Annotated in this window: 20 protein-coding genes, 2 pseudogenes and 1 riboswitch; of the genes and pseudogenes, 11 read left to right on the forward strand and 11 right to left on the reverse strand. The window is 66.3% G+C overall.

All coding sequences use genetic code 11. From position 1 onward, the window contains the following. The first annotated feature begins 125 nt into the window (after positions 1–125). Positions 126–1097, forward strand: a complete 972-nt coding sequence (locus ACCQ05_RS00805) for an IS110 family RNA-guided transposase (RefSeq protein WP_104544391.1) — start codon at positions 126–128, stop codon at positions 1095–1097. A 34-nt stretch (positions 1098–1131) separates the two neighbouring features. Here ACCQ05_RS00805 and ACCQ05_RS00810 read toward each other — a convergent pair whose 3' ends face one another. Beyond that, complete coding sequence (locus ACCQ05_RS00810; protein WP_372392629.1) at positions 1132–1713, reverse strand: manganese efflux pump MntP; 582 nt, start codon at positions 1711–1713, stop codon at positions 1132–1134. Between the two features lie 4 nt (positions 1714–1717). Then, a riboswitch (yybP-ykoY riboswitch) is annotated at positions 1718–1888 on the reverse strand. 289 nt (positions 1889–2177) lie between these two features. After that, positions 2178–2954 carry an IclR family transcriptional regulator gene (locus ACCQ05_RS00815; RefSeq protein ID WP_104542401.1) on the reverse strand — a complete coding sequence of 259 codons (777 nt, stop codon included), beginning with the start codon at positions 2952–2954 and terminating at the stop codon, positions 2178–2180. A 180-nt stretch (positions 2955–3134) separates the two neighbouring features. Between ACCQ05_RS00815 and fucP the strand changes: the two genes are divergently transcribed. Both fucP and ACCQ05_RS00825 read left to right on the forward strand, forming a co-directional pair. Further along, positions 3135–4436 (forward strand): L-fucose:H+ symporter permease, encoded by a 1302-nt coding sequence (gene fucP, locus ACCQ05_RS00820; RefSeq protein ID WP_372392630.1) that lies wholly within the window; start codon positions 3135–3137, stop codon positions 4434–4436. Between the two features lie 2 nt (positions 4437–4438). Then, on the forward strand, positions 4439–4798 hold the full coding sequence (locus tag ACCQ05_RS00825) for an L-fucose mutarotase (RefSeq protein WP_372392631.1): 360 nt from the start codon (positions 4439–4441) through the stop codon (positions 4796–4798). A gap of 421 nt (positions 4799–5219) precedes the next feature. On the opposite strand, the gene ACCQ05_RS00830 is transcribed toward ACCQ05_RS00825, so the two are convergent. From ACCQ05_RS00830 to ACCQ05_RS00850, 5 genes are all read right to left on the reverse strand, one after another. Next, entirely contained in the window at positions 5220–6542 is a 1323-nt protein-coding gene (locus tag ACCQ05_RS00830; protein ID WP_372392632.1) for an L-fuconate dehydratase, read from the reverse strand. Between the two features lie 178 nt (positions 6543–6720). Then, a complete protein-coding gene (locus ACCQ05_RS00835; RefSeq protein WP_228963338.1) occupies positions 6721–7578 on the reverse strand; it encodes a fumarylacetoacetate hydrolase family protein in 858 nt (285 codons plus the stop codon). 214 nt (positions 7579–7792) lie between these two features. After that, positions 7793–8563, reverse strand: a complete 771-nt coding sequence (locus tag ACCQ05_RS00840) for an SDR family oxidoreductase (protein WP_372392634.1) — start codon at positions 8561–8563, stop codon at positions 7793–7795. Next, on the reverse strand, positions 8560–9432 hold the full coding sequence (locus ACCQ05_RS00845) for an amidohydrolase family protein (protein ID WP_372392635.1): 873 nt from the start codon (positions 9430–9432) through the stop codon (positions 8560–8562). The genes ACCQ05_RS00840 and ACCQ05_RS00845 overlap by 4 nt, the downstream gene beginning before the upstream one ends. Further along, positions 9429–10436: an aldo/keto reductase gene (locus ACCQ05_RS00850; protein ID WP_372392637.1), complete on the reverse strand. Its 1008-nt coding sequence runs from the start codon at positions 10434–10436 to the stop codon at positions 9429–9431. Before ACCQ05_RS00850 ends, ACCQ05_RS00845 begins: the two co-directional genes overlap by 4 nt. Positions 10437–10750: 314 nt before the next feature. Between ACCQ05_RS00850 and ACCQ05_RS00855 the strand changes: the two genes are divergently transcribed. Then, on the forward strand, positions 10751–12373 hold the full coding sequence (locus ACCQ05_RS00855) for a family 43 glycosylhydrolase (RefSeq protein ID WP_372392639.1): 1623 nt from the start codon (positions 10751–10753) through the stop codon (positions 12371–12373). 114 nt (positions 12374–12487) lie between these two features. Here the strand turns inward: ACCQ05_RS00855 and ACCQ05_RS00860 are convergent, their stop codons facing one another. Together ACCQ05_RS00860 and ACCQ05_RS00865 are read right to left on the reverse strand one after the other, a co-directional pair. Further along, positions 12488–12691, reverse strand: a complete 204-nt coding sequence (locus ACCQ05_RS00860) for a hypothetical protein (RefSeq protein WP_005922076.1) — start codon at positions 12689–12691, stop codon at positions 12488–12490. A gap of 3 nt (positions 12692–12694) precedes the next feature. Further along, complete coding sequence (locus ACCQ05_RS00865; protein ID WP_372393868.1) at positions 12695–13258, reverse strand: peroxiredoxin family protein; 564 nt, start codon at positions 13256–13258, stop codon at positions 12695–12697. A gap of 325 nt (positions 13259–13583) precedes the next feature. On the opposite strand from ACCQ05_RS00865, the pseudogene ACCQ05_RS00870 reads away from it, so the two are divergent. Further along, a pseudogene (locus tag ACCQ05_RS00870) lies at positions 13584–14042 on the forward strand (DUF4424 family protein); the annotation flags it as partial. A 196-nt stretch (positions 14043–14238) separates the two neighbouring features. Here ACCQ05_RS00870 and ACCQ05_RS00875 read toward each other — a convergent pair. Beyond that, positions 14239–14907: a response regulator transcription factor gene (locus ACCQ05_RS00875; RefSeq protein ID WP_104542417.1), complete on the reverse strand. Its 669-nt coding sequence runs from the start codon at positions 14905–14907 to the stop codon at positions 14239–14241. A 274-nt stretch (positions 14908–15181) separates the two neighbouring features. Further along, positions 15182–17125, reverse strand: coding sequence for an acetate--CoA ligase (gene acs, locus ACCQ05_RS00880; RefSeq protein ID WP_228963326.1), 1944 nt, complete (start codon positions 17123–17125; stop codon positions 15182–15184). 295 nt (positions 17126–17420) lie between these two features. Between acs and ACCQ05_RS00885 the strand changes: the two genes are divergently transcribed. The 6 genes and pseudogenes from ACCQ05_RS00885 (at position 17421) to ACCQ05_RS00910 (ending at position 24317) form a co-directional block, all read left to right on the forward strand. Further along, a complete protein-coding gene (locus ACCQ05_RS00885) occupies positions 17421–18812 on the forward strand; it encodes a DcaP family trimeric outer membrane transporter (RefSeq protein WP_228963323.1) in 1392 nt (463 codons plus the stop codon). A 69-nt stretch (positions 18813–18881) separates the two neighbouring features. Further along, a complete protein-coding gene (locus ACCQ05_RS00890) occupies positions 18882–19199 on the forward strand; it encodes a DUF485 domain-containing protein (protein ID WP_104542421.1) in 318 nt (105 codons plus the stop codon). Next, positions 19196–20916, forward strand: a pseudogene (locus tag ACCQ05_RS00895) (cation acetate symporter). The gene ACCQ05_RS00890 and the pseudogene ACCQ05_RS00895 overlap by 4 nt, the downstream one beginning before the upstream one ends. A 646-nt stretch (positions 20917–21562) precedes the next feature. After that, complete coding sequence (locus ACCQ05_RS00900; protein ID WP_372393870.1) at positions 21563–22522, forward strand: glycerophosphodiester phosphodiesterase family protein; 960 nt, start codon at positions 21563–21565, stop codon at positions 22520–22522. 94 nt (positions 22523–22616) lie between these two features. After that, positions 22617–23510, forward strand: a complete 894-nt coding sequence (locus ACCQ05_RS00905) for a peptidylprolyl isomerase (RefSeq protein WP_372392640.1) — start codon at positions 22617–22619, stop codon at positions 23508–23510. 87 nt (positions 23511–23597) lie between these two features. Then, entirely contained in the window at positions 23598–24317 is a 720-nt protein-coding gene (locus ACCQ05_RS00910) for a hypothetical protein (protein ID WP_372392642.1), read from the forward strand. Positions 24318–24350 lie beyond the last annotated feature (33 nt).

A 24350-nucleotide genomic window follows, 5' to 3' on the forward strand; every position in this document is an offset into this window, starting at 1 on the left:
CATCTGCAACTGCTGGCCCTCGGTGTCCGGACGGTATCAAGAGTCCGCCACAGGCGTGAACTCGCATCACAAGGCAGGACCTGGACCAGCGCTGATCGTCGTCCATCTGATTTCAGGAGGTTTCCATGTCCCCCATCGTGGGCATCGACGTCGCCAAACACAGCGTGGATCTGGCCATCGAGCTGGCCAATGGCAAGCACCGCACCAAGGCCAAGCTCGCCAACGATCCCAAGGGATTTGCTGCCCTGCACGCGTGGCTGCGCACCCACGCGCAGCCGGATAGCTGGGTGGTGATGGAGGCCACCGGCAGCTATCACGAAGCGCTTGCCGAGTTCCTGCACGAGTGCGGCTATCGGGTGTGCGTGCTTAATCCGGCGCAGGTGGCACTGTATGCGCGCAGCCAGTTGCGGCGGGTCAAGACCGACCGCAGCGATGCGAAGCTGATCGCCAGTTACGGGCTGCGCCATCGCGACCAGCTGCGCGCCTGGCAGCCCGATCCACCGGCCCTGAAGACGCTCAAGGCGCTGGTGCGTCGCCGCGATGACCTGCTGGAGATGCTGCTGATGGAGCGCAACCGGCTGGAGGTTGCCCCCGCAGACGTGCAACCCTCGATCCAGGGGCTGATCGCGCATCTACAAGCTCGGATCAACGAGATCCAGCAGGCCATCGACGATCACATCGACCAAGACCCGGACCTGCGTCAGCAGCGTCATCTGCTGACCAGTATCAACGGGATCGGCGACATCAGCGCTGCGCTGCTGTTGGCCGAGCTGGGCCCGGTAAGCCGCTTCGCCGACGCGGGCGCGGTGACGGCCTTCGCCGGCCTGAACCCGCGCCTGCACGAATCAGGCAGGTATCAGGGCAAGGTCTGCATCTCCCGCACCGGCTCGGCGCGGCTGCGCGCCGGACTGTACATGCCAGCCCTGGTCGCCATACGTCATAACCCGGTGATCACCGCGCTCAAACAGCGTCTGCATGCACGCGGCAAACACGGCAAGCAGATCGTCTGCGCCGCCATGCGCAAGCTGCTGCATCTGGTCTATGGCGTCCTCAAATCGGGCACCGCATTTGACCCACAGAAAGCCCTTGCCAGGTGAGGGGCAAGACGGTATCTACGACAACTGCCTGCGCTTATGCCGCGCCGCTGAGGTGTTCGTAGAGGATCACGCTGCCGACGGTCACCAGGATCAGGCCGCCGAGGATTTCGGCGCGTTTGCCGATCAGCGCGCCGAGCGCGCGGCCGAGCATGATGCCGGCGCTGACCATGCTGAATGTGCACAGGCCCACCACCACCGCGACCACGCCGATGTGCACGTCCAGAAACGCCAGGCTCACGCCCACCGCCATCGCGTCGATGCTGGTGGCAAGTCCGGTGGCGGCCAGGGCCAGCAGGCCGTTCTTCTTTGGGATGGCGTCCTGCTCGTCGGGCGCATCGGGATCGGCGCGCAGGCCGGCGACGATCATGTGCACGCCCAGGCCGCCCAGCAGCGCAAATGCGATCCAGTGATCGAAGGAGCGCAGGTGGCTGGAGGCGGCACGGCCCAGCAACCAGCCCAGCACCGGCGTGATCGCTTCGATGCAGCCGAAGATCACCCCCGCACGCAGCGCGTCGCGCCATTGCGGCCTGCGCATGGCCGCGCCCTTGCCGATCGCCGCGGCGAACGCGTCGGTAGACATGGCAAAACCGATCAACACGATGGAAAGCGGAGACATCGAGACACTCGGGTTGGGCACGGTCGCAACGACATGCGCCCGCGCCAACCATCGTCGTGCACGCATGCCGCTGGTCTCGCCAAACCATCAGTGGTTGCCTGCACCACGGCGCAACGGCCGAGTATGTTGATGCAGGCGCGTCCGACGATGCGGCCGCAGGCTACTCCCCAAGGGGCGCGCAGTGTAGCAACGCAAGATCGGTTTTCGAGCGTTCTGCCTGCACGCGAAGGTCGGTCTGATCTTTATAGCCTTGGCTATTGCGGTGCCTTGTCCGCGTCGTGCATCGAATGCTGTGGCGATTACGGCGCAGGGTCATACCGGTGCTTGGGAGCGCCTTGCCCGCATCCGCGCTGCGGGCACCTTCCCCCGCGCACGGGGAAGGAACGTGCTGATGTGCGATCGCTGCACGTCGTGGAAGTCGACCGCCAGTGCCAACCACGGACCACCAACAGGCGACAGTCGGATCAGCTTCCCAGCGCGCGCGGTGGGTGATACATCAAGGCGTCGGAGATCTCGGCGGTGGCGGCGCACAAGGCCTGCAAGGCCGCTTGCGGGCCCACCAGTTCGGGGCGGCGTTCGATGAAGGGCACTGTCAGCGTATAGGTCGCACTGCCGTGCTGCAGGATCGGGGCGGTCAGGTCGACCACGCCCACCACCGCCTCGCTGGCATGCATCGCATAGCCATCGTCGCGGGTCTGCTGCGCGTCCTTCAGGAACTGTGCGCGGTCGTAGGCCACCTCGCTGGCATCCAGCGCGTCCAGCCAGCGGGCCTGCACATCCGCTTGCTGGAAGGCGAACAGCACCAGGCCGGAGGTGGAATGGGCCAGCGGGCGGCGGTGGCCGGGGCGGACCACCAGGCCCAGATCGCTGGGCACATCCATCTGCGCGATCACCACGATCTGGTCGCCCGAGGGCGCCACCAGGTGGCAGGGCTGGCAGATCGCATCGGCCAGCCGCCGCATCACCGGCAACGCGGCCTCGGTGACGTTCTGCACCTGCGGTTGCTGCATGCCGAGCATGAACAACCGGTTGGTCAGGACGTAGTCGCCATCGGTATCGCGCATCAGGTAGCCACGTTCCTCCAGCACCTGCAGCATGCGGAAGATCTCCCCGCGCGAGCGCCCCACGCCCTGCGAGATCGCGCCCATGCTCATCGGCCGCGCGTCGCGCGCCAGCAGCTCCAGGATGTCCAGCCCCTTGTCCAGGGCCGGCGCGCGGTACTTGGCGGGTTCGGTGCTCATCCGTTTGCGGTTCCAGGGCAGGGTGCGGCGCGCCAGGGTACAGGCAACGCGGGCAGGGGTCAGCGGGAGGCTGCGCGTGCAAATATAAACAAAGATTTTATATTTGCATGGCGTGGACGCGCGCAGTACGCTCGTTCGATTGCAACGCAAGCGCCACAGCCTTGGGAGGGGAACGGTCGCATGCATCACAGTGACATTGCCGCGTCGCCGCGCGGCAACCTGGCGCGTACCGCCATGCTGCCCCTGGTGTTGATCGTCAGCCTGTTTTTTCTGTGGGGCATGGCCAACAACCTCAACGACATCCTGATCAAGCAGTTCAAGAAGGCCTTCGAACTGACCGACCTGCAGGCCGGGCTGGTGCAGAGCGCCTTCTACATGGGGTATTTCGTGTTCGCGATGCCGGCGGCGATGTTCATGCGCCGCTACAGCTACAAGGCTGCGGTGGTGCTTGGGCTGCTGCTGTACGCCTGCGGGGCGTTCCTGTTCTATCCCGCCGCGCAGGTGCACACCTACTGGCTGTTCCTGCTGGCGCTGTTCGTGATCGCCAGCGGGCTGGCGTTCCTGGAGACCACCGCCAACCCGCTGGTGACCGTGCTCGGGCCGGCCGATGGCGCGGCGCGGCGCTTGAACCTGGCCCAGGCGTTCAACCCGCTGGGCTCGATCACCGGCGTGCTGGTGGGCCAGCACTTCATCTTCTCCGGCGTGGAGCACAGCCCGGCTGAGCTGGCGGCGATGGCGCCTGCGACGCGCGAGGCCTTTTTCGCCACTGAATCGGCAGCGGTACAGACGCCGTACCTGATCATCGGCGTGGTGGTGGTGCTGTGGGCGATCCTGATCGCGCTGGTGCGCTTTCCCACCGGCGCACCGGATATCGACCCGGGCGAGGCACCCAAGCGTGCGCGTTTCGGCGAGCTGCTGCGCAATCGGCGCTTCATGTTCTCGGTGGTGGCGCAGTTCTTCTACGTGGGCGCACAGGTGGGCATCTGGAGCTATCTGATCCGCTACCTGCAGGATGCGGTGCCGGGCACGCCGGAAAAAGCCGCCGCCACCTATCTCACCATTTCGCTGGTGCTGTTCATGGCCGGGCGCTTCATCGGCACCGCGCTGCTGCGCTATCTGGCACCGGCGAAGCTGCTGGCGAGCTTTGCCACGATCAACCTGCTGCTGTGCGCCATCGCCATCGCCATGCCGGGTTGGACCGGGTTGTACGCCCTGGTGGCCGCCAGTGTGTTCATGTCGGTGATGTTCCCGACCATTTTTGCGCTGGGCCTGGACGGCATGCACGACGATGCCCGCAAGTTGGGCTCGTCGTTGCTGGTGATGTCCATCATCGGCGGCGCACTGCTCACCGCGCTGATGGGCGCGGTCTCCGACATGGCCGGTATCCATTGGGCGATGGCGGTACCGGGCGCGTGCTTTGCGGTGATCCTGGTGTTCGCGTTGCGCGCGCGTCGTGCAGCGCCCGCGATTGCAGGAGCCTGAGCATGCCGCGCCTTTGCTACGTGCTGGACCTACACGACGATGCCGCCTTGATTGCCGAGTACGAACGCTGGCACCGACCCACCGAGGTGTGGCCGGAGGTGGTGGCCTCGCTGCAGCAGGCCGGTATCCAGGAACTGGAGATCTTTCGCGCCGGCGATCGGCTGGTGATGCTGATGCAGGTGAGCGAGGATTACGACCCGGCTGCCAAGGCGGCGCGCGATGCGGCCGACCCGCGCATCCAGGCGTGGGAAGACCTGATGTGGCGGTTCCAGAAGCCGTTGCCGGGCAGTGCGCCGGGCGAGAAGTGGCGGCAGGCCGGGCGGATCTTTGCGTTGACCGAGGCGGCCGACGCGCAACGCTGACCCCGTGCCCTCATCCGCCCTTCGGGCACCTTCTCCCGCGGGCGGGAGAAGGGCGTGATCCGGGTGGGTGCAGGCGTGGTGGGTGCGTTTGCGACATGGCGCAGTGCCGGGCAGCTGCAGTGCACTGCGGTCAGTTGTTGGCGTTGCGCAGTGGCGGTCGACGCGCAGTGTTAGGGCGTGCCCTCATCCGCCCTTCGGGCACCTTCTCCCGCGGGCGGGAGAAGGGTGTGATCCGGGTTGGCGTAAGCATGGTGAGTGCGTTTGCGCTATGTCCCACTGCTAGGGATCTGCAGTGCACTGAGGTCAGCTGTTGGCTTTGCGCAATGGCACAGACACATGACACCACCGCTGCGGCCGAACGACTGCTCCCTTCTCCCGCGTGCGGGAGAAGGTGCCCGAAGGGCGGATGAGGGGCTGTTGCTCAGCCCTTGGCGCCGCCGGCCAGATCCTCCACCCAGAAGCGTCCATCCGGATAGCTGAACTCCGCAATCGAGGCGGCATGCATTTCTGCCGAGAATCCCGCAGCTTCCGGGGCGAGATAGCGACCGTGGCGGATGCGCACAGGGTCCAGGAAATGCTGGTGCAGGTGGTCGACGAATTCGATCGCGCGGTCTTCCATCTTGCCGGTGATGGCGACTAAGTCGGCCATGGCCAGGTGCTGCACCAGTTCGCACAGGCCCACGCCGCCGGCATGCGGGAACACGCGCACGTTGAACTTGGCGGCCAGCAGCAGGATGGCGAGGTTTTCGTTGACCCCGCCTACGCGCGCAGCGTCGATCTGGATCAGGTCCACCGCACCGGCCTGCAACAGCTGCTTGAACACCACCCGGTTCTGGGTGTGTTCGCCGGTGGACACCGGCACCGGGGCGATGCCCTGCCGGATCGCGGCATGGCCGAGCACGTCGTCCGGGCTGGTGGGTTCTTCGATCCAGGCGATATCGAATTGCGCCAGCTGGCGCATCCAGTCGATCGCCGGACCCACGTCCCAACGTTGATTGGCATCCACCGCCAGTGCGATGTCCGGCCCGATCGCTTCGCGCGCCAGGCGGCAGCGACGGATGTCGTCCTGCACGTTGGCGCCGACCTTGAGCTTGATGGTGCGGAAGCCGTCGGCCACGGCTTGCTTGGCCAGGTGCACCAGTTTTTCGTCCGAATAGCCGAGCCAGCCGGGCGAGGTGGTGTAGGCGGGATAGCCCTGTTCGATCAGCTGCGCGATGCGTTGCGCACGCTGCGGCTGCGCGGCGCGCAGGATGGCCAGCGCTTCGTCGCGGGTGAGCGCATCGGTGAGGTAGCGGAAGTCGATGGTATCGACCAGCTGCTCGGGGGTGAGTTCGGCGATATAGCGCCACAGCGGCTTGTTCGCCGCGCGCGCGGCCAGGTCCCAGGCGGCGTTGATCACCGCGCCGATGGCCATGTGCATCACGCCCTTTTCCGGGCCCAGCCAGCGCAGCTGCGAGTCGTTGGTGAGCCTGCGTGCAAAGGCGCCGAGATCGGCGATGACTTCGTCGACCTGCAAGCCGACCACATGCTCGGCCAGGGCAGCCACCGCGGCGGTTTGCACGTCGTTGCCGCGGCCGATGGTGAACACCAGGCCGTAGCCGGCCAGGTCATCGGGTGCATCGGTGCGCAGCACCACATAGGCGGCCGAATAATCCGGATCCGGATTCATCGCGTCCGACCCATCGAGCTCGCGCGAGGTGGGGAAGCGGACGTCGTGGGTGTCGAGGGCGATGATGGTGCTCATGAAAATCCTGGGCGGTGGAAGGTGGAATAAGAACGGACTGACAAGAACGGAAACTGAGAATTGCTTAAGCCCCTCTGCCGCCGGGAGAGGGGCTTAGGTTGCGTCGAAGGAACGACTGCCGCTTGTCTTCACCGTACCTCGCTCTCGTGGCGAGCTAGGCCCTGGGAAGATGAGAGGCTCAATCCGCGTCGCGCGGATGCGCCACCACCGGTTGACGCTGGCGGCCCAGGCCTTCGATCTCCAGTTCCATCACATCGCCCGGCTTCAGATACACCGGTGGCTTCTGGCCCAGGCCCACGCCCGGTGGGGTGCCGGTGCTGATCACATCGCCCGGCATCAGCGTCATGTAGCGGCTGATGTGACTGACCAGTTCGGCCACGCCGAACACCATCGTGCGCGTGCTGCCGTTCTGGTAGCGGTGGCCGTTGACTTCCAGCCACATCGACAGGTTCTGCGGGTCGGCGATTTCATCGCGTGTGACCAGCCACGGGCCGATCGGGCCGAAGGTGTCGGCGCTCTTGCCCTTGACCCACTGGCCGCCATGTTCGAGCTGGAACTCGCGCTCGGACAGGTCGTTGATCACCGCATAGCCGGCGACATGGTTGAGCGCTTGGTCCACCGACACATCGCGCGCCACATCGCCGATCACCACGCCCAGCTCCACCTCCCAATCGCTCTTGACCGAGCCGCGCGGGATGATGACGGTGTCGTTGGGGCCGCACACGGCGGTGGTGGCCTTCATGAAAAGAATCGGCATCTTCGGCACTTCCATGCCCGATTCGGCGGCGTGGTCGGCGTAGTTCAGCCCCACGCAGATGAACTTGCCGATGCGGCCCACGGCCGCGCCGTAACGCGGTTTGCCTTCGATCACCGGCAGCGCGGCGACATCCAGCGCGCGCAGCTTGTCCAATCCGGCATTGGTGAGATGCTCACCGGCGACATCGTCGATCACACCGCTCAGGTCGCGGATGCGGCCTTCGCTATCGATCAGACCAGGGCGTTCGTGGCCTTCGGCGCCAACACGTACGAGTTTCATGCAGTCTTCCTTTGCAGGGGAGGAGTAGAGCGGCCAATCACACGTCGCAGGCGGGTGCGGAAGGTGCGCTCGGAACAGGAATGTGGATGATGCATGCTGCGAACAGCGGTGACGCCAAGTGTGCGATATGGCTTTTTGTCAGCGCACAACGCGCGATACATCCCTGGCGAGCGGGAGTGCGCCTGGTGGCCGCACTGTCGTTCGCCAGCGGTGCTCAGTTCGACCAGCCGCCATCGATGATGTGGGTCTGGCCGGTGGTGAACGAGGATTCGTCCGAGGCCAGGTACACCACCAGCTGCGCGATCTCGCGCGGATCGCCCAGGCGGCCCATCGGCTGGCGATCGGTGAAGCTCTTCCACACCGCCTGTTCGTCGCCGCCCAGCGCCTTGACGCGCTGGCCCAGCGACGGCGTCTTGATGGTGCCGGGGCAGATCGCATTGCAGCGCACGCCCTGGGCCACGTAATCGGCGGCAATCGCCTTGCTCAGGCCGATCACCGCGGCCTTGGTCACGCCGTAGACGAAACGGTTCGGCACGCCCTTGATGCTGGAGGCCACCGAGGACATGTTGATGATGCTGCCGGCGCCGCGTTCGAGCATGCCCGGCAGCACCGCCTTGCAGGTGTAGTACATCGCATCGACGTTGATCGAGAACGAACGGCGCCAGGCCGGCTCGTCGCAATCGAGAATGCTGCCCTGGTGCACGAAGCCGGCGCAATTGAACAATACGTCGAACGGGCCGTGTGCATCGACCAATGCGGCGATCGCGGCGGCGTCGGTGACATCCAGCAGTTGGGTGGTGATCGCATCGGATTCGGCGGCCAGCGCCTGCAGCGCAGCCGCATCGATATCGGTGGCGAGGACCTGCGCGCCGGCGCGGGCGCAGGCCAGCGCGCTTTCGCGGCCGATGCCGGCACCGGCGGCGGTGATCAGGCAGCGCTTGCCGCGCAGGCGCGCGCTAGGGGTGGAAGGGATCGAGACAGTCATACCGATGAGGTTCCGCAGGTGGGGGCCGCCGGCCGTGGCAGACGATAGAACGTGCGTGCGTTGTCGCCGAACACCGCATCGGTGTGCCCGGGCGCATGGTGGATGACCAGTTGCTGTGCGAGATCGCACCAGTGCGCGTAGTCCGCGCGCAGCGTCAGTACCGGCCAGTCGCTGCCCCAGAGCAGGCGCTGCGCGCCGAAGCGCGCGAACAGATGCGCGACATACGGCTCCAGTGCATCGATGCCGGCGCCGCGGGCAGCTTCGGTGAGCAGGCCGGAGAGTTTGCAATGCACGTTGGGGTGCTGCGCCAGCGCGTCGATGCCGCTCGCCCAGGCGATGAATTCGCCAGCGGCGATGGCCGGTTTGCCGCCATGATCGACGACCACCCGCAGCGATGGATGGCGTTGCAGCCGCGCCTGCAGCGCAGGCACGTGCACGGCGCGGATCAGCGCATCGAAGGCCAGGTCGTGCGCCAGCATGGCGTCGAAGGCGGCATCGAGCGCGGGGCTTGCCAGCCACCGCACATCGGCGATGTCCTGCACCATCGGGCGCAGGCCCTTGAGCAGGCCGCCGCCAGCGCGCACCAGCGCGCCGATGCGTGCGGCGGCATCGGGTGCGGCAAAATCCGTCCAGCCCACCACGCCGGCAATGCGCGGCTCATCGCGTGCCAGTTCGAACAGGTAACAGGTTTCCGCCTCGGTGGCGGCCGCCTGCACGACGACCACGCTGGCCACGCCGGCGGCATCCAGCGCCTGGCTCACATCGTGCGGGGCGAAGTCGCGGTACAGCGGCGCCAGCGCAGGCGTCAGCCAGTGGTAGTCGCCACGGGCCAGGTGCCAGAAATGCAAATGCGCATCGACGCGATTCATGGCGTGGGCAGGTCCGCAGCGAGCAGGCCGCCATCGCGCAGGCGCTGCCACAGCGCGGCCGGGATGGGCGCCTGCAGGCGCGCGGCGGCCGATTGCACCTCGGCCACGCTGCGCATGCCGGCCACCACCGTGGTCACCGCCGGATGCGCCAGCGGGAACTGCAAGGCCGCCGCGCCGATGTCCACCTCGAACGCCGCGCACGCCGCATACAGGCGCTGTGCGTGCTGCAGGATGGGAGTGTCCACCGGGGCGTAGTTGTAGGTGGCCCCGGGCCCGCGCGCGTCGCCGAGCAGGCCGGAGCTGTACGGCCCGGCCGACAGGATCGACACGCCATGGCGCTGCGCCTGCTCGAGCAGCGCACGCGCGCCGTGCTGCTCCAGCAGCGTGTAGCGGCCGGCCAGCATCACGCAGTCGAGCGGAAAGCGTGGCAGCACCTCCAGCGCCACGTGCTGCTCGTTGACGCCCAGCCCGATCGCCCCGCACGCACCGGATGCCTTGAGCTCGGCCATCGCCGGCAAGGCCTCCTCCAAGGCCTGGCGCAGCACGCGGGCGTGGTTATCGCCGTGGGTCAGCGCACCGATGTCGTGCAGCAGCAGCACATCGATGTAGTCGGTGCCCAGGCGCTCCAGGCTGGAAGCGAACGCGCGGCGCACGCCATCGGCGCTGTAGTCGAACGCGGCGCGACGGCCTGCCACGGCAAAGCCATCGCGGCCGGCCACCGCCTGCGCGTCGTCGTAGACGCAGCGGCCCACCTTGGTCGACAGCGTATAGGTATCGCGCGGCACGCCGGCCAGGCCGCGGCCCAGGCGCGTCTCGCTCAGGCCATAGCCGTAGTAGGGCGCGGTATCGAAATGGCGGATGCCGGCGTCGATGGCCGCGGCCACCGCTGCCAGCGCCGCGTCCTCGGCCACTTCGGCGTACAGATTGCCGATCGGTGCGGCCCCAAACCCCAGCGCCGACAGCTGCACCCGGGTGTTGCCCACTTGCTGCCGCGGCAGGCTCATGCGCAGCGCTCCGGAGGTGCCGCCGGCGTGACGTGGGGCTGGACAGGATCAGGGAAGCGGCAGCTGGGCATCGCAACATCCACCAGTCGGCAGGCGCCCGACTGTTCGCATATGAATATGGCAATCATGAGTGAACAGATCACGCTGCAGTGCAGCATGTGCGGCCTCCACGCCCACTCGGCGGCCGCGAGCGCAGGTCCTGGTATAGCGAAACTCGCCTGTCGCATCGCCAGTTCCTATACCGCCGTGTCCGCGGTTGCCTCGCGCCCAGGGCTGGGGCTAGATACCAGCCCTCTCCCGAGTGAAGCGGTTGCATGCCAGACACGACGCGGCGCGATTTGTTCAAGGTGCTGGCAGCCGGCGCGCTGGTCGCGCCATTGACTGCGGCGGCACAGGCACCTGCCGCGCCCTGCGTGCGCACGTCACAGTGGGCACGCGGCACCGAAGGCCAGCGCAAGGCGGATCTGGGCAACGGCACCTACCTCAATCCCATCGTCGCCGGCGATCATCCGGACCCCACCATCCTCAAGGATGGCGACGACTACTACATGACGTTCTCGTCGTTCTTTTCCTACCCCGGCATCGTGCTGTGGCACTCCACCGACCTGGTCAACTGGACCCCGATCGGCCCGGCCCTGCACCAGGAGCTGGGCACGATCTGGGCGCTGGACCTGTGCAAGCACGACGATCGCTACTTCATCTACATCCCGGCCAATCCCGACGACAAGGGCTGGTCGATCTTCGTGATCTGGGCCGACGACATCCGCGGGCCATGGAGCGCGCCGATCGACCTGAAGATCGCCGGCTGCATCGACCCCGGCCATGTGGTGGGCGAAGACGGCAAGCGCTACCTGTTCGTCAACGGCATCCGCAAGATCCGCCTGCGCGACGACGGCCTGGCCACCGACGGGCAGCTGGAGCCGGCCTACGCGCCGTGGCGCTATCCCGAAGACTGGGTGGTGGAGAACTTCGCCCCCGAAGGCCCCAAGCTCACCTGGCGCGACGGCTGGCTGTATCTGGTCACCGCCGTGGGCGGCACTGCCGGCCCGGTGACCGGGCACATGGTGATCGCCGCGCGCTCGCGCTCGGTGCACGGACCGTGGGAGCACTGCCCACGCAATCCGCTGGTGCGCACCCAGTCCGAACTCGAGCCCTGGTGGTCGCGTGGGCACGCCACGCTGGTGGAAGGCCCGCGCGGCGACTGGTGGCTGGTCTACCACGGCTACGAAAACGGCTTCCGCACGCTGGGGCGGCAGACCTTGCTGGAGCCGGTGGAATGGACCGCCGATGGCTGGTTCCGCGCCACCGGCGGCGACCTGTCCAAACCGCTGCGCACGCCGGCACGCACCCCTGGCGGCAAAACGCCGGCCGCCACCGGCTTCGCCTTATCCGACGACTTCTCCAGCGACCGCTTCGGCACGCAGTGGAGCCTGCACGCGCCCAAGCCTGGCGAGCAGGCGCGGATGCGGCGCGCCAACAACGCGCTCACCCTGGCCTGCGCCGGCACCTCGCCGATCGACAGCGCACCGCTGACCTGCGGCGTGCCCGATCGAGCCTATGCGGTCGAAGTCACCCTGGAGCTGGTCGGCAACGCCGAGGGCGGCATCCTGCTGTTCTACAACCACAAGGCCTTCGTGGGCATCGGCTTCACCGCCGAGCTCATGAAGACCTACGAATATTCCGAAGAACTGGTGTGGGCGCGCGCGCCCAACACGCACCGGCGCATCCGCGTGCGGCTGACCAACGACCACCATATCGTGAGCTTCGAATACTCCTTCGACGACGGCCGGAAATGGACGCGTCATCCCACCCGCATGGAAGTGTCCGGCTTCCATCACAACGTGTTCGGCGGCTTTTTGAGCCTGCAGCTGGGCCTGTATGCGGCGCAGCAGGGGCAGGTGGTGCTGCGCGACTTCCGCTATCGCGCGCTGGGCTGAAGGCGGCTGGCGGCGGACCCAGCGCACTGGCACTGTGGAGCGTCGGTGCCCGGGCCGAACATGTGGGGTCGAGCATGATGGAGGGCGGGGCCCTGACGGCCCCGCCGCCGGACCTCAGCCGCAGCAGTAGCAGACGTTGCCCTGACCCAGATCGCCGCCGAATTCGGGGCATTCGGCCTTGCAGGCCCACGCACTACACGATTCGACCTTCGGCTGTGCGTTATCGACCGCCATCACCTGGAACGCACCGAAGCCGGTGCTGGCCAGAAACGTCGCTGCCATCAACGCACTGCGCAAGCTTACCCAACGCTTTTTCATGCATTACTCCCTCAACGTTGCAAAAGCCGCTGGCGCGTCCGTGCGGCGCAAGGCGGCGACCAGGTCCTGCACCCGCTCCGTGGTATCGAAGACGCCAAGATGGGAATGGCGTACGCGCCCCTGCCCATCGATGGCCAACAGCAGTGGCACGTTGCGCGCACGGAACAGCATCAGCGCGCGACGATCGGTCAAGGTGACCACCGGGAAATCGAAGCCGTGCACATGCGCATAGCGCGCGGCCTGCGCCGCATCGCAGTGACACACGCCAAGCAGCTGCGGCCGTCCCGGCAGGTTGGCCTGCAGTTGCTGTGCCGCGCGCAGCACCGTGGGAGCCGAACGCTGGCAATACGGGCAGGTGGTGGTGAAGAAGAACAGCACCTGCGCCTGGCTTTGCGGCGCGCCCAGCAGATGACGCCGGCCATCGGCATCGGTGGCCTCGATCTGCGGCACGTACATGCCTTCGTACGCGGTGCTGACGCGCGTCTGCAGCCACTGCTGCTGCACGCGCAGCTGCCGGTTCTGCCACCCCAGCACCGCAATCAGTCCACACGCCACCAGCAGGCCCATCCCGAGCCAGGGAAAACCTCGCGCCATGCCGAGCTCCAAAAGCGTCCTTGATGGCCGAGCCTTGCCCAGGCATCAGCTCATGGTCAATGGTGATATCGACAACTGCGATGCCGCGCGGTGCACGGCTGTGGATGCGGTCACGCCGGTGCGCTCGGGCCTGCCAGTGCGCTGGCCCCACGCGTCCGGGATTTGCGCAAACGCTGCCGACGTGACGGCAACGGCCTGAGCCGTAACGGCCGGAACGCGCGCAACCAGGCTGCAGCGTCGGCAGGCGCGGCATGCTGCCGGCCGGTGGTGCACCGTCGGTGCCGGAGCGTGGGGACGCATGCGTCGATCTTCTTTCGCGTATTGCCTGGCGACACTGACGCTGCTTGCCAGCACCGGTACGCAGGCCAACGACAGCAGTTTCGGCGATGACAACGACAGCATCCGCTTGCTGCACCAGCCGCACATCTGCATGGACAAGGAAGCGCTGTTGTTGAGCGAGGAGCGCGTGCAGGTGGATGATGTGTTCACCAACACCAGCGGGCGCGACCTGAGCGTGCCGGTCGCCTTTCCGATGTCGCCGATGGATTTCGGCATGGCCGACCACGGCGCGCTCACCGACTTCAGACTGTGGGTGGACGGCAAGCCGATCGCCACCACGCGCAAGCTGGTGGTGCTGCTCGACGACGGCAGTGATGTTTCCAAGGCCTTCGCTGCCACCGGCTGGACCGTGGACGATGTGGCCGCCTTCACCGAATCAGGCACTCCGCCGACGGGGTGCACGCCGCTGCCTGCAAGGTGCAGGAAGGCGCCTGGACGCGATGACGTTCTACCGATAACGCCCTCGCGCCCGGGGGCGTTCCTACAGCGGTGTCGGAGTGTGCGGTGTAGTGCATCGTGTTGCCCGACTCGGCAGATGCCGGGTCGGGCGTCGGAGCGCAGCTGGGCGCGATGGAGCGTTCCCGAGACGCCAACGCAGGCACGTCCCGCGCAGCTCACTCCTCTTCCGGCGGCGGCAGCACGATGCCGTCGGCGTCGATGGCGAGCTTGCCGGCCATCAGTACCGCCTGGGTGCGATTGGTGACGCCGAGCTTGCGCAGGATCGCGGTGACATGCGCCTTGATGGTGGCTTCCGAGACGCCCAGGTCGTAGGCGATCTGCTTGTTGAGCCGTCCTGCGCCCAGCATCTGCAGCACGCGGAACTGTTGCGGGGTGAGATCACGCAGGCGCTGGCCCACTTCGCGTTCTTCGCTATCGGTGGGCGGCAGTTTCTGCGCTTCGGCCGGGATCCAGCGCTCGCCATCGAGCACGGTGGCCAGGGCGCGGCCGATGGTGTCCGAGTCGGCGGACTTGGGAATGAAGCCGAACGCGCCATGGTCGATCGCCCGCCGCATCACCGTGGGCTCCTCGCGCGCGGACACCACCACCACCGGCAGCTGCGGATGCAGCGAACGCATATGCACCAGCGCGCTGAAACCCTGCGCGCCGGGCATGTTGAGATCCATCAGCAACAGGTCCGCATCCGGCTGCGCATCGGCCAATGTGTACAGCGCATCCACGTTGTCGGCTTCGAACAGTTGCACCCCCGGCATCACGCGCTGCACCGCCCCGCGCAAGGCCTCGCGGAACAGGGGATGGTCATCGGCAATCAGAAGCGTGGTCATGGTGGGGCCGGGAGTGGGGATTGGAGATTCGGGATTCGTAAAAGCGCGGGGTTCGGATTCGGACGCTCGGATTCGTAGGAGCTAGGGATGTAGAAAAGCGAATCTCGATTCGCAATAGCCGATGTAAGAGAACCGTCTCTCTCTGCATTGCAGTAAAACAATGCATGGTCGAGGAGGGGGTAACTCGGTAATGGGAACCCGCTTCTGCGAATTCCCAATCCCAAATCACCAATCCCCGCGCCTCAGCCAATCCCCAATCCCGAATCCCGGCCCTTCAGCGCGCCAGCCTTTCATTGACCAGCGAATCCACCACCGAGGGATCGGCCAGGGTGGAGGTATCGCCCAACTGGTCGGGTGCGTTCTCGGCGATCTTGCGCAGGATGCGGCGCATGATCTTGCCCGAGCGGGTCTTGGGCAGGCCGGGGGCCCACTGCAGATGGTCGGGCGAGGCGATCGGGCCGATCTCTTTGCGCACCCAGCTCACCAGTTCCTTGTGCAGTTCGTCGCTGGGAGTCTCGCCGGCGATCAGTGTGACGTAGGCATAGATGCCCTGGCCCTTGACGTCGTGCGGGAAGCCGACCACCGCCGCTTCGGCCACCTTGGGGTGCGAGACCAGCGCGCTTTCCACCTCGGCGGTGCCGATGCGATGGCCGGAGACGTTGATCACGTCGTCCACGCGGCCGGTGATCCAGTAGTAGCCATCGGCATCGCGGCGGCAGCCGTCGCCGGTGAAGTAGCTGCCCGGGTAGGTGCGGAAATAGGTGTCGATGAAGCGCTGGTGGTCGCCGTAGACGCTGCGCATCTGGCCCGGCCACGAATCCAGCAGCACCAGGTTGCCCTCGGTGGCGCCTTCCAGGATCTTGCCTTCGGCATCGACCAGCGCCGGTTGCACGCCGAAGAACGGCAGCGTGGCCGAGCCGGGCTTGAGGTCCACCGCGCCGGCCAGCGGCGAGATCAGGATGCCGCCGGTTTCGGTCTGCCACCAGGTGTCCACGATCGGGCAACGGCTGTCGCCGACCACCTCGTAATACCAGCGCCAGGCTTCCGGATTGATCGGCTCGCCCACGCTGCCGAGCAGGCGCAGGCTCTTGCGCGAGGTCTTCTTGACCGGCGCCTCGCCGTCGCGCATCAGCGCGCGGATGGCGGTGGGCGCGGTGTAGAACAGGGTGACCTGGTGCTTGTCGATCACTTCCCAGAAGCGCGACACGCTGGGGTAGTTCGGCACGCCTTCGAACATCAGCGCAGTGGCGCCGTTGGCGAGCGGGCCGTAGACGATGTAGCTGTGGCCGGTGACCCAGCCCACGTCGGCGGTGCACCAGTAGATGTCGTCCTCGCGCAGGTCGAACACCACCTCGTGCGTGTAGCTGGCGAACAGCAGGTAGCCGGCGGTGGTATGCAGCACGCCCTTGGGCTTGCCGGTGGAGCCGGAGGTGTAGAGGATGAAGAGCGGGTCTTCGGCGTTCATGCGCTCGGGCTCGCACTCGGCCGGCTGGCCATCGACCACGTCGTGGAACCAGCGATCGCGCGGAGCCTGCATCTCCACCGCACCGCCGGTATGGCGCACCACCAGCACGGTTTCTACCGTATTCGTGCCGGGGATCTTCAGCGCGGCATCCACGTTCGCCTTGAGCGGGATCTTCTTGCCGCCGCGCAGGCCCTCGTCGGCGGTGATGATGAGCTTGCTCTGGCAGTCGATCACCCGGTCGGCGATGGAGTTGGCGGCGAAGCCGCCGAACACCACCGAGTGCACCGCGCCGATACGCGCGCAGGCCAGCATGGCCACGGCGGCGTCGACGATCATCGGCAAATAGATGGTGACCCGGTCGCCCTTCTTGACGCCCAGGTTGCGCAGCGCATTGCCGAGCTTGCAGACGCGCTCATAGAGCTCGCGATAGGTCACCGGGTAGGAGGCCGCATCCGGGCTGTCGGGTTCGAACAGCAGCGCGGTCTTGTCGCCGCGGGTGGCCAGCTGGCGGTCCAGGCAGTTGACGCTGGCGTTGAGCTCGCCATCGGCGAACCAGCGGATGTGGAAGTCGTCCAGCGCGTAGCTGACGTCCTTGACCTGGGTGGGCTGCTTGAACCACTCCAGCCGCTGCGCGGCCTTGCCCCAGAACTGTTCGGGGTGCTCGATCGATTCGCGGTACAGCGCTGCGTATTGCTCGCGGGTCACGCGCGCATCGGCGGCGAATGCAGGATCGACGGGATAAACATCAGCCATGGCAGCCTCACTTGCGAAGAACGTGTCGGGAGAGGGCGCGGCAGCTGCCCTCGGTAGGCAATCAGTGTGCCGTATCCATTCTGTCCCGGCGGTCAACGCCGCCTTAGACCATGGTCGTAACCTGGTCAGTGCGGTAGCGCACATCCAATACGGGGTGTGGTGCGACCATCGGTCATCTGGCGGAATGCTGCGTTGCAGCTACGACCAAAGGCGAATAGGCTGCAAACCGCGGACTGCCTCACGCTCCGCACAGCATCGCCATCAAGCGCGAGGCCTTCATTGGGGAGAGGGTTGTATGAAACACCGTACTGCACCGTTGGTGCGCCATCCGTTGGCGGCTGCCTTGTTCGTGGCCAGCATCCTGCCGGGCGTTGCGTTCGCGCAGACGCCGAAGGAAAAGGCGCTGGAAGCACGTATTGCCGAGCTCGAACGCCAGGTTCAATTGCTGGTCACCGCGCAACAACAACAGCAGGGCCAGATCGCCCAGACCCAGAGCCAGGTCACCGAAGTGCGCACCCTGCAGGCGCAGACGCCGGCAGCGGCGCCCGCACCTGCGGTCCCGGCCGGCAAGCGGCCGATCCAGGTCACCAGCATCACACCGAACGCAGCGGCGGGGACAACGTTCCGTTACGGTGGTTTCATCAAGGCCGACTTCATGACCACCCGCACCAGCGATGGCGCATTGCCCGAGGGCGCGGTGGGGCGTTACCTGTACATCCCGACGCAGACGCCTGTCGGGGGGCAGGCGTCGAGCACCGATACCGACTTCCATGCCAAGTTCTCGCGCTTCAACCTGGGCGTGGATACGGTCACCGAGAACGGCGACAAGCTCACCGGTTTCATCGAACTGGATTTCTTCGGCAACGCGCTGGCCAACCAGGTCAACAATCTGTACGGCGGCACCTTGCGCCATGCCTACATGAGCTGGAACAACTGGCTGGCCGGCCAGACCTGGTCCAACTTCGTGGACGCCACCATCCTGCCGGAAGCGGCCGATATCGTCGGGCCGACCGACGGTGCGTTGTTCAGCCGCCAGACCCAGATCCGCTACACCCGCGGCGCCTTCAGCGTGTCGGCGGAAAACACCGAGACCCTGACCACGCCCTACCAGGGCGGCAACACCATCCTGGCCTCGGACCATGGCGCGATGCCGGACCTGACCGCGCGCTACAACTGGAAGGGCACCTGGGGCACCTTCGGTCTGTCGGCGATCGCGCGCCAGTACCGTACCCGCAGCGCGCTGACCAACGACACCGAATTCGGCGGCGCCATCGCCGGTGGCGGACGCTGGATCATCAACTCCAACAACGATCTGCGTTACCAGCTGGCCTACGGCGAAGGCCTGGGCCGCTATCTGGGCCTGGGCAACGGCTCGGACGTGGAGATCGATGTGGACGGCAACATCCACACCGTCGGCACCTGGGCCGGGTGGCTGGCCTGGCGCCACGACTACAGCGCCAAGCTGCGCAGCACCATCATGTATTCGCGGGTGGATTACGACCATAGCCTGGCCAACACCGGCGGGCTGGCGAGCAAGTCGCAGCAGAGCATCCGCGCCAACGTCTTCTATTCGCCGCTGCCCAAGGTGGATGTGGGCGCGGAGCTGATGTACGGCCGCCGCGAAGCCGAGAACGGCGACTCCGGCGACATCTCGCGCCTGCAGTTCACCACCAAGTACAGCTTCTAAGGTTCACCCCGCCGGCCGCCCGCCACGCATGTGGGCGGGCCGTGCCGCCCGCACTCCAGGAGACAGACCATGACCGTCTCGAATGACGCACTGATCGCCAAGATCGATGCCAATCCGAAGTACCACGCGCTCAAACGCCAACGCAATCGATTGGGTTGGACACTGACCGTGCTGATGTTGCTGGCCTATTACGGCTACATCGGCCTGATCGCCTTCGACAAGGCGTTCCTGGCCAGGCCGATCGGCGACGGCGTGACCTCGATCGGCATTCCGATCGCGATCGGGGTGATGGTGTTCACCATCGCCATCACCGCCATCTACGTGCGTCGCGCCAATAGCACCTACGACCAGCTGACCGCGCAGATCCTGGAGGACGCCCGCAAATGAGCAAATACCCGCGTCTTCTGCTGATTCTGGCCGGCCTGCTGCCCGCCGGCCTGGCGCTGGCCGCCGGCGACATCGGCCAGGCCGACAAGCAGCCCACCAACTGGGTGGCGATCGCGATGTTCGGCTTCTTCGTGCTGGGCACCTTGTGGATCACCAAGTGGGCGGCCAAGAAAACCCGCTCGGCGGCCGATTTCTACACCGCCGGCGGCGGCATCACCGGCTTCCAGAACGGTCTGGCCATTGCCGGCGACTACATGTCGGCGGCCTCGTTCCTGGGCATCACCGCGGCGGTGATGGCCAATGGCTACGACGGCCTGATCTATGCGATCGGCTTTCTGGTCGGCTGGCCCATCCTGACCTTCCTGATGGCCGAGCGGCTGCGCAACCTCGGCAAGTACACCTTCGCCGACGTGGCCGGCTACCGCTTCGCACCGACCGCCATCCGCAGCTTCGCCGCCTCCGGTACGTTGGTGGTGGTGCTGTTCTATCTGATCGCGCAGATGGTCGGTGCCGGCGCGCTGATCAAGCTGCTGTTCGGCCTGGACTACTGGGTCGCGGTGACCCTGGTCGGCATCCTGATGATGGTCTACGTGCTGTTCGGCGGCATGCCACCACCTGGGTGCAGATCATCAAGGCCGTGCTGCTGCTGACCGGCGTGACCTTCATGGCGGTAGCCATCATGTGGCACTTCAACTTCAGCTTCGAGGCGCTGTTCGCCGAGGGCGTGCGGGTGAAGACCGCGGTGGCGGCCAACGGTGGCGCCTCGCCCGAGGACGCGGCCAAGGCCGGCCTGTCGATCATGGGCCCGGGCGGTTTCGTCAAGGACCCGATCTCGGCGATCTCCTTCGGCATGGCGCTGATGTTCGGTACCGCCGGCCTGCCGCACATCCTGATGCGCTTCTTCACCGTTCCCGATGCCAAGCAGGCGCGCAAGTCGGTGCTGTGGGCGACCACCTGGATCGGCTACTTCTACATCCTGATCTTCATCATCGGCTTCGGTGCGATCGCGCTGGTGCTGACCAACCCGCAGTTCGCCGATGTGACCACCGGTACCATCCACGGCGGCAAGGGCGCGGCCAACATGGCGGCGGTGCTGGTCGGCAATGCGGTGGGCGGCAACGTGTTCATGGGCTTCATCTCGGCGGTGGCCTTCGCCACCATCCTGGCGGTGGTCGCGGGCCTGACCCTGTCCGGTGCCTCGGCGGTGTCGCATGACCTGTACGCCACGGTGATCAAGAAGGGCAATCCGGCGCCGGGTGCGGAGCTGAAGGTCTCGCGTGTCACCACCCTGGTGCTGGGTGCGGTCGCGGTGCTGCTCGGTATCGTGTTCGAGAAGCAGAACGTGGCCTTCATGGTGTCGCTGGCCTTCGCCATCGCCGCCTCGGCCAACTTCCCGGTGCTGATCCTGTCGTTGCTGTGGAAGAACTGCACCACCCGTGGCGCGGTGATCGGCGGCTTCCTGGGCCTGATCTCCTCGCTGGTGCTGACGGTGCTGTCGCCGTCGGTGTGGGTGGACACGCTGGGCAACGCCGCCGGCTCGGCACCGTTCCCGTACACCTCGCCGGCGCTGTTCTCGGTAACCATCGGCTTTGTCGGCATCTGGCTGTTCTCGATCCTGGATCGCAGCCCGCAGGCGGCCAACGAACGCATCGCGTTCAAGGCCCAGCAGATCCGCGCCGAAACCGGGCTGGGTGCCAGTGGTGCCTCCGGTCACTGAGTGCCGAGTCGTCAAACCGATCGCAGACGCCGGCCTTGTGCCGGCGTTTTGCGTTTTAGCCGTTGGCAAGACCAGGCAGCCTCGCTGTTGCCACGTCTCCACCACCACCGGCATGTGTACAGGCCAGGGTCTTGACCCGCCCCGCCGGGCGGGCGTGCAGCCTTGATGCCGGCCGTGATCCGATGTCGGAATGACTCGGGCGCGATGCGACACCCCAGCTCGGCGCGCAGGCGCGCCATTGCCGCGTAGTCGCGTAGGAAGCACGAAATCCCGGCGCCCCGCTTCGTTTTTCACGCCACGCTTGCGCGATCGCGAAGAACGGCAATATCGGCGAAGAAATTAAGTCATCGAGAGTGACTAAATTGGCCCGCAAGCCGAACGCTGATCACGCGCGGCTTGGCCTCTCCCCCCGGCGATCGACCGGTCGGCGAGTGCGCTGCAAGCGAGTTCGCCGATTGCGTCGACCCATCGGCTCTCGTCATCCCTTGCCCTTCCTGCACTGACGAACCGGGACACAGAGACCATGCCTACCATTCTCGCTCCACACCCGCTGGCCCGCGCCTGCCGCCTGCTCGGCGCACTGGCCGTGCTGGCCGCACTGCCGCAGCTGGCGTCGGCCGCCTGCAGCGACAGCTCCGATGTCAAGATGCGTCGCATCCTGTTCAACTCCTCCAATACTGTGGTGCTGGCGCACCGTGGTTTGTGGGGCAAATACGCCGGCATCCCCGACATGCCGGAAAACTCGCGCGGCTCGCTGCAGATTGCCAACGACCAGTGCATGGACGGCGTGGAGCTGGACGTCAAGCTCACCAGCGATGGCGTGCCGGTATTGCTGCACGACTACAACCTGGGCCGCACCACCACCGTGTGGCAGCAACATCCGGGGGTCAAGTACGACCCGCTCACCAACCAGGGCGTCAACCCGTCGATTCTGGTCACTCCGTGGTCGCAGGTCAGCCAGTTGTTCCTGCTGACGCCCGATCGCCGTACCACCACCGGCTATCACGTGCCGCGCGTGGATGAGCTGTTCACCTATTACAAGCAGCGCCAGCTGCGTACGCCGATGGTGTTCGACATCAAGGACGCCAAGACCGTGCGCGCGGTCAACAGCGCGGCCAACAAGGTCTTTGGTGCTGCATCTGCCAGCTATGTCGCCGCCAAGGTCAATGCGACGCTTTACACCAGCCGTTCCGCCTACCAGGCCGACGGCGACGGCATGGTGGGCATTCCGGTCTTCACCACCAACATGCTTGGCAAGATCAATGTGCGGCAGACCATTGGCGCCTGGCTGAGTACCGGCGAGGCGATGGAAATCAACGTCAAGCAACTCGGCGGGCAGCTGCAAAGCGATGCCGACTTCGTCCGTGAGCGAGACGTGCGCGTCGGCGTCTTCCAGGCGATTCCGGATGGCCCGCGGGCTAGCGAGTTCTACAAGAACAACGGCGAATGTTGTTACAAGCTGTCGGACCTGTTCTATGGGAAGGATACCGCCGACAACCGCGGCAGTCTCGATTATATCGAGCGGGTAGAGGCGTTTGGCCTGATCACCACCGATGACCCGAAGACGGCGATTGCGTATCTGCGTGCACGCGGCAAGCACGACTGAGCGCGCTGTGTCGTTCGCGCCGGCCCGCCGTGGGCCGGCATCCCGGCGGTGGCTTCTCGCCACCGTCGGTTCACGTCAACCGGAGCTTCGTTGCATGTCTTCCATCCGTTTTCCAGCGGCGGTGCTGGCAATGACCCTGCTTGCCGGCGCGCCGCATGCCCAGGCTGCCGATGTCCATACCCCCGATATCCACGCACCCGCCACCTCGGCGGCGGTGTTGCGGATCGGCACGCAATCGTTCGATGCGCAGGAATTCCGTGCGCTTGCCGTGGCCGAGCTGCCACGGGACGTCACTCCGGTCGCGGCAGCCGACCCCGATTTCGTTCGTGAGTTCGCCGACCGTCTGCTGCTGGTCGATCAGGCCCGGCAGGCGCATCTGCAGGACGACCCGGTGGTGGCCGCACGCATCCGGCAGGCCACCGATGCCGTTCTGGTCAGAGCCATGCAGACCCGTCTGGGTGAGAGCGCCCATATCGATGCGGCGCAGGTAAGGGCACAGTTCGATGCGCATCCGCACGACTACGACGAAGTCCATCTGAGCCATGTGTTCGTGGCGTTGAAGCCGCAAGGCGAGGCGCGGCGCGCCACGCCCTTGAGCGATGCGCAGGCACTGGCGCGTGCGCAGCAGCTCAAGCGACAGCTGGACGCCGGCGCAGCGTTTGCGGAGCTGGCCAAGCAGGAATCCGACGATGGCAGCACCGCTGCCGATGGCGGCGAACTGTCGCCGATCTTCCAACGCAATGTGGCCGATGTGTTTGCCGCACCGGTGCAGACACTTGGCGTGGGAGAGGTGTCGGCGCCGGTGCGCGGGCCGGAGGGATATCACCTGATCCGTGTGGATTCGCGCACGCCTGCAACCTTTGCGAGTGCGCGCGGGCAGATCGAAGTGCAGTTGCGCGAGCAGGCGGCGACGGCGGCGCTGGAACGCCTGCGTCAGGCCAACCCGGTGAGCTTCGATCATGCTGCGCTGGAAGCGGCATTGCGTTGAGGCATGCAGATGCCAGGCCAGGCGCGAACCAGAGACGTAGCCGGCGGTTGGCCGCGTTGGTGGACTGTCAGTGCGTGGGGTGCGGCAATGCTGCTGCTGGCGTGCAGCGACTGGTCGCTGTATGCGCCGCATCCACCGACGCCGCAGCGCGTGCAACACGCAGCGGCGAGTGTACGCCCATCTCCTGTTGCGGCCGCGCAGGTTCGTTCCGATGGCGGTTCGAACAGCCTGTTCGACCATGCCATGCAACAGCTGGCCTGCCGCGAGCGTCAGCGTGAACACGCCGCACAGATCGCTCGCGGAGCGGCCATGCAGCCTGGCGGTACCGGGTGCGTTGCAGGCACGCCGTTGCAGATCGATGCGATGGTGCGTACCGCTGCGGCGCGCGGGGATGCGGAGGCGCGGCGCTATCTGTTGGCGCAGCGTGCGGCGGAGCTGATGCAGCGTGCCGTCGCCATGGCACCTGCCGGCACACCGGCGACGCTGTCGGCCGATGACGAGCGCGAGGTCGCTGCGATCGTGCGCCAACTCGAGACCCTGGCCTTGGCTGGCCAGCGCGATGCCATCGAGACGCTGGCGCAAGTGGTGGAAGCGCCGCTGTTGCAGGCGCCCGACCCGGTGTATGCGGCGGCGTGGCGGCTGGCAGCGCGGCAACCGCCGGGCCGCACGCTGGATGCAGCCGCGCCGCTGCAGGCAGAAGACGAACTGCTGGAGTCGATGACGCAACTGCAGCAGCAACAGGCGCGTGCGCTGGCGGTGGAATTGTTCGGCTACTGCTGCCGCACGCGCGCTGAGGCTGGGCAGTGACGATGCGCTGGCACGTCGATCCCCGATCGCCCG

Source organism: Xanthomonas sp. NCPPB 3582 (genome assembly GCF_041475735.2).
GTDB classification, from domain to species: Bacteria; Pseudomonadota; Gammaproteobacteria; order Xanthomonadales; family Xanthomonadaceae; genus Xanthomonas; species Xanthomonas codiaei.

Bases quoted from the DNA above. Each gene is read 5' to 3' on its own strand.
- acs (WP_228963326.1), bottom strand. From the start codon at position 17,125: ATGGCTGATGTTTATCCCGTCGATCCTGCATTCGCCGCCGATGCGCGC.
- ACCQ05_RS00860 (WP_005922076.1), bottom strand. From the start codon at position 12,691: ATGAAAAAGCGTTGGGTAAGCTTGCGCAGTGCGTTGATGGCAGCGACG.
- ACCQ05_RS00905 (WP_372392640.1), top strand. From the start codon at position 22,617: ATGTCTTCCATCCGTTTTCCAGCGGCGGTGCTGGCAATGACCCTGCTT.
- ACCQ05_RS00885 (WP_228963323.1), top strand. From the start codon at position 17,421: ATGAAACACCGTACTGCACCGTTGGTGCGCCATCCGTTGGCGGCTGCC.
- ACCQ05_RS00810 (WP_372392629.1), bottom strand. From the start codon at position 1,713: ATGTCTCCGCTTTCCATCGTGTTGATCGGTTTTGCCATGTCTACCGAC.
- ACCQ05_RS00825 (WP_372392631.1), top strand. From the start codon at position 4,439: ATGCCGCGCCTTTGCTACGTGCTGGACCTACACGACGATGCCGCCTTG.
- ACCQ05_RS00840 (WP_372392634.1), bottom strand. From the start codon at position 8,563: ATGACTGTCTCGATCCCTTCCACCCCTAGCGCGCGCCTGCGCGGCAAG.
- ACCQ05_RS00815 (WP_104542401.1), bottom strand. From the start codon at position 2,954: ATGAGCACCGAACCCGCCAAGTACCGCGCGCCGGCCCTGGACAAGGGG.
- ACCQ05_RS00845 (WP_372392635.1), bottom strand. From the start codon at position 9,432: ATGAATCGCGTCGATGCGCATTTGCATTTCTGGCACCTGGCCCGTGGC.
- ACCQ05_RS00865 (WP_372393868.1), bottom strand. From the start codon at position 13,258: ATGGGCCTGCTGGTGGCGTGTGGACTGATTGCGGTGCTGGGGTGGCAG.
- ACCQ05_RS00835 (WP_228963338.1), bottom strand. From the start codon at position 7,578: ATGAAACTCGTACGTGTTGGCGCCGAAGGCCACGAACGCCCTGGTCTG.
- ACCQ05_RS00805 (WP_104544391.1), top strand. From the start codon at position 126: ATGTCCCCCATCGTGGGCATCGACGTCGCCAAACACAGCGTGGATCTG.
- ACCQ05_RS00830 (WP_372392632.1), bottom strand. From the start codon at position 6,542: ATGAGCACCATCATCGCCCTCGACACCCACGACGTCCGCTTCCCCACC.
- ACCQ05_RS00910 (WP_372392642.1), top strand. From the start codon at position 23,598: ATGCTGCTGCTGGCGTGCAGCGACTGGTCGCTGTATGCGCCGCATCCA.
- ACCQ05_RS00900 (WP_372393870.1), top strand. From the start codon at position 21,563: ATGCGTCGCATCCTGTTCAACTCCTCCAATACTGTGGTGCTGGCGCAC.
- ACCQ05_RS00850 (WP_372392637.1), bottom strand. From the start codon at position 10,436: ATGAGCCTGCCGCGGCAGCAAGTGGGCAACACCCGGGTGCAGCTGTCG.
- ACCQ05_RS00855 (WP_372392639.1), top strand. From the start codon at position 10,751: ATGCCAGACACGACGCGGCGCGATTTGTTCAAGGTGCTGGCAGCCGGC.
- fucP (WP_372392630.1), top strand. From the start codon at position 3,135: ATGCATCACAGTGACATTGCCGCGTCGCCGCGCGGCAACCTGGCGCGT.
- ACCQ05_RS00890 (WP_104542421.1), top strand. From the start codon at position 18,882: ATGACCGTCTCGAATGACGCACTGATCGCCAAGATCGATGCCAATCCG.
- ACCQ05_RS00875 (WP_104542417.1), bottom strand. From the start codon at position 14,907: ATGACCACGCTTCTGATTGCCGATGACCATCCCCTGTTCCGCGAGGCC.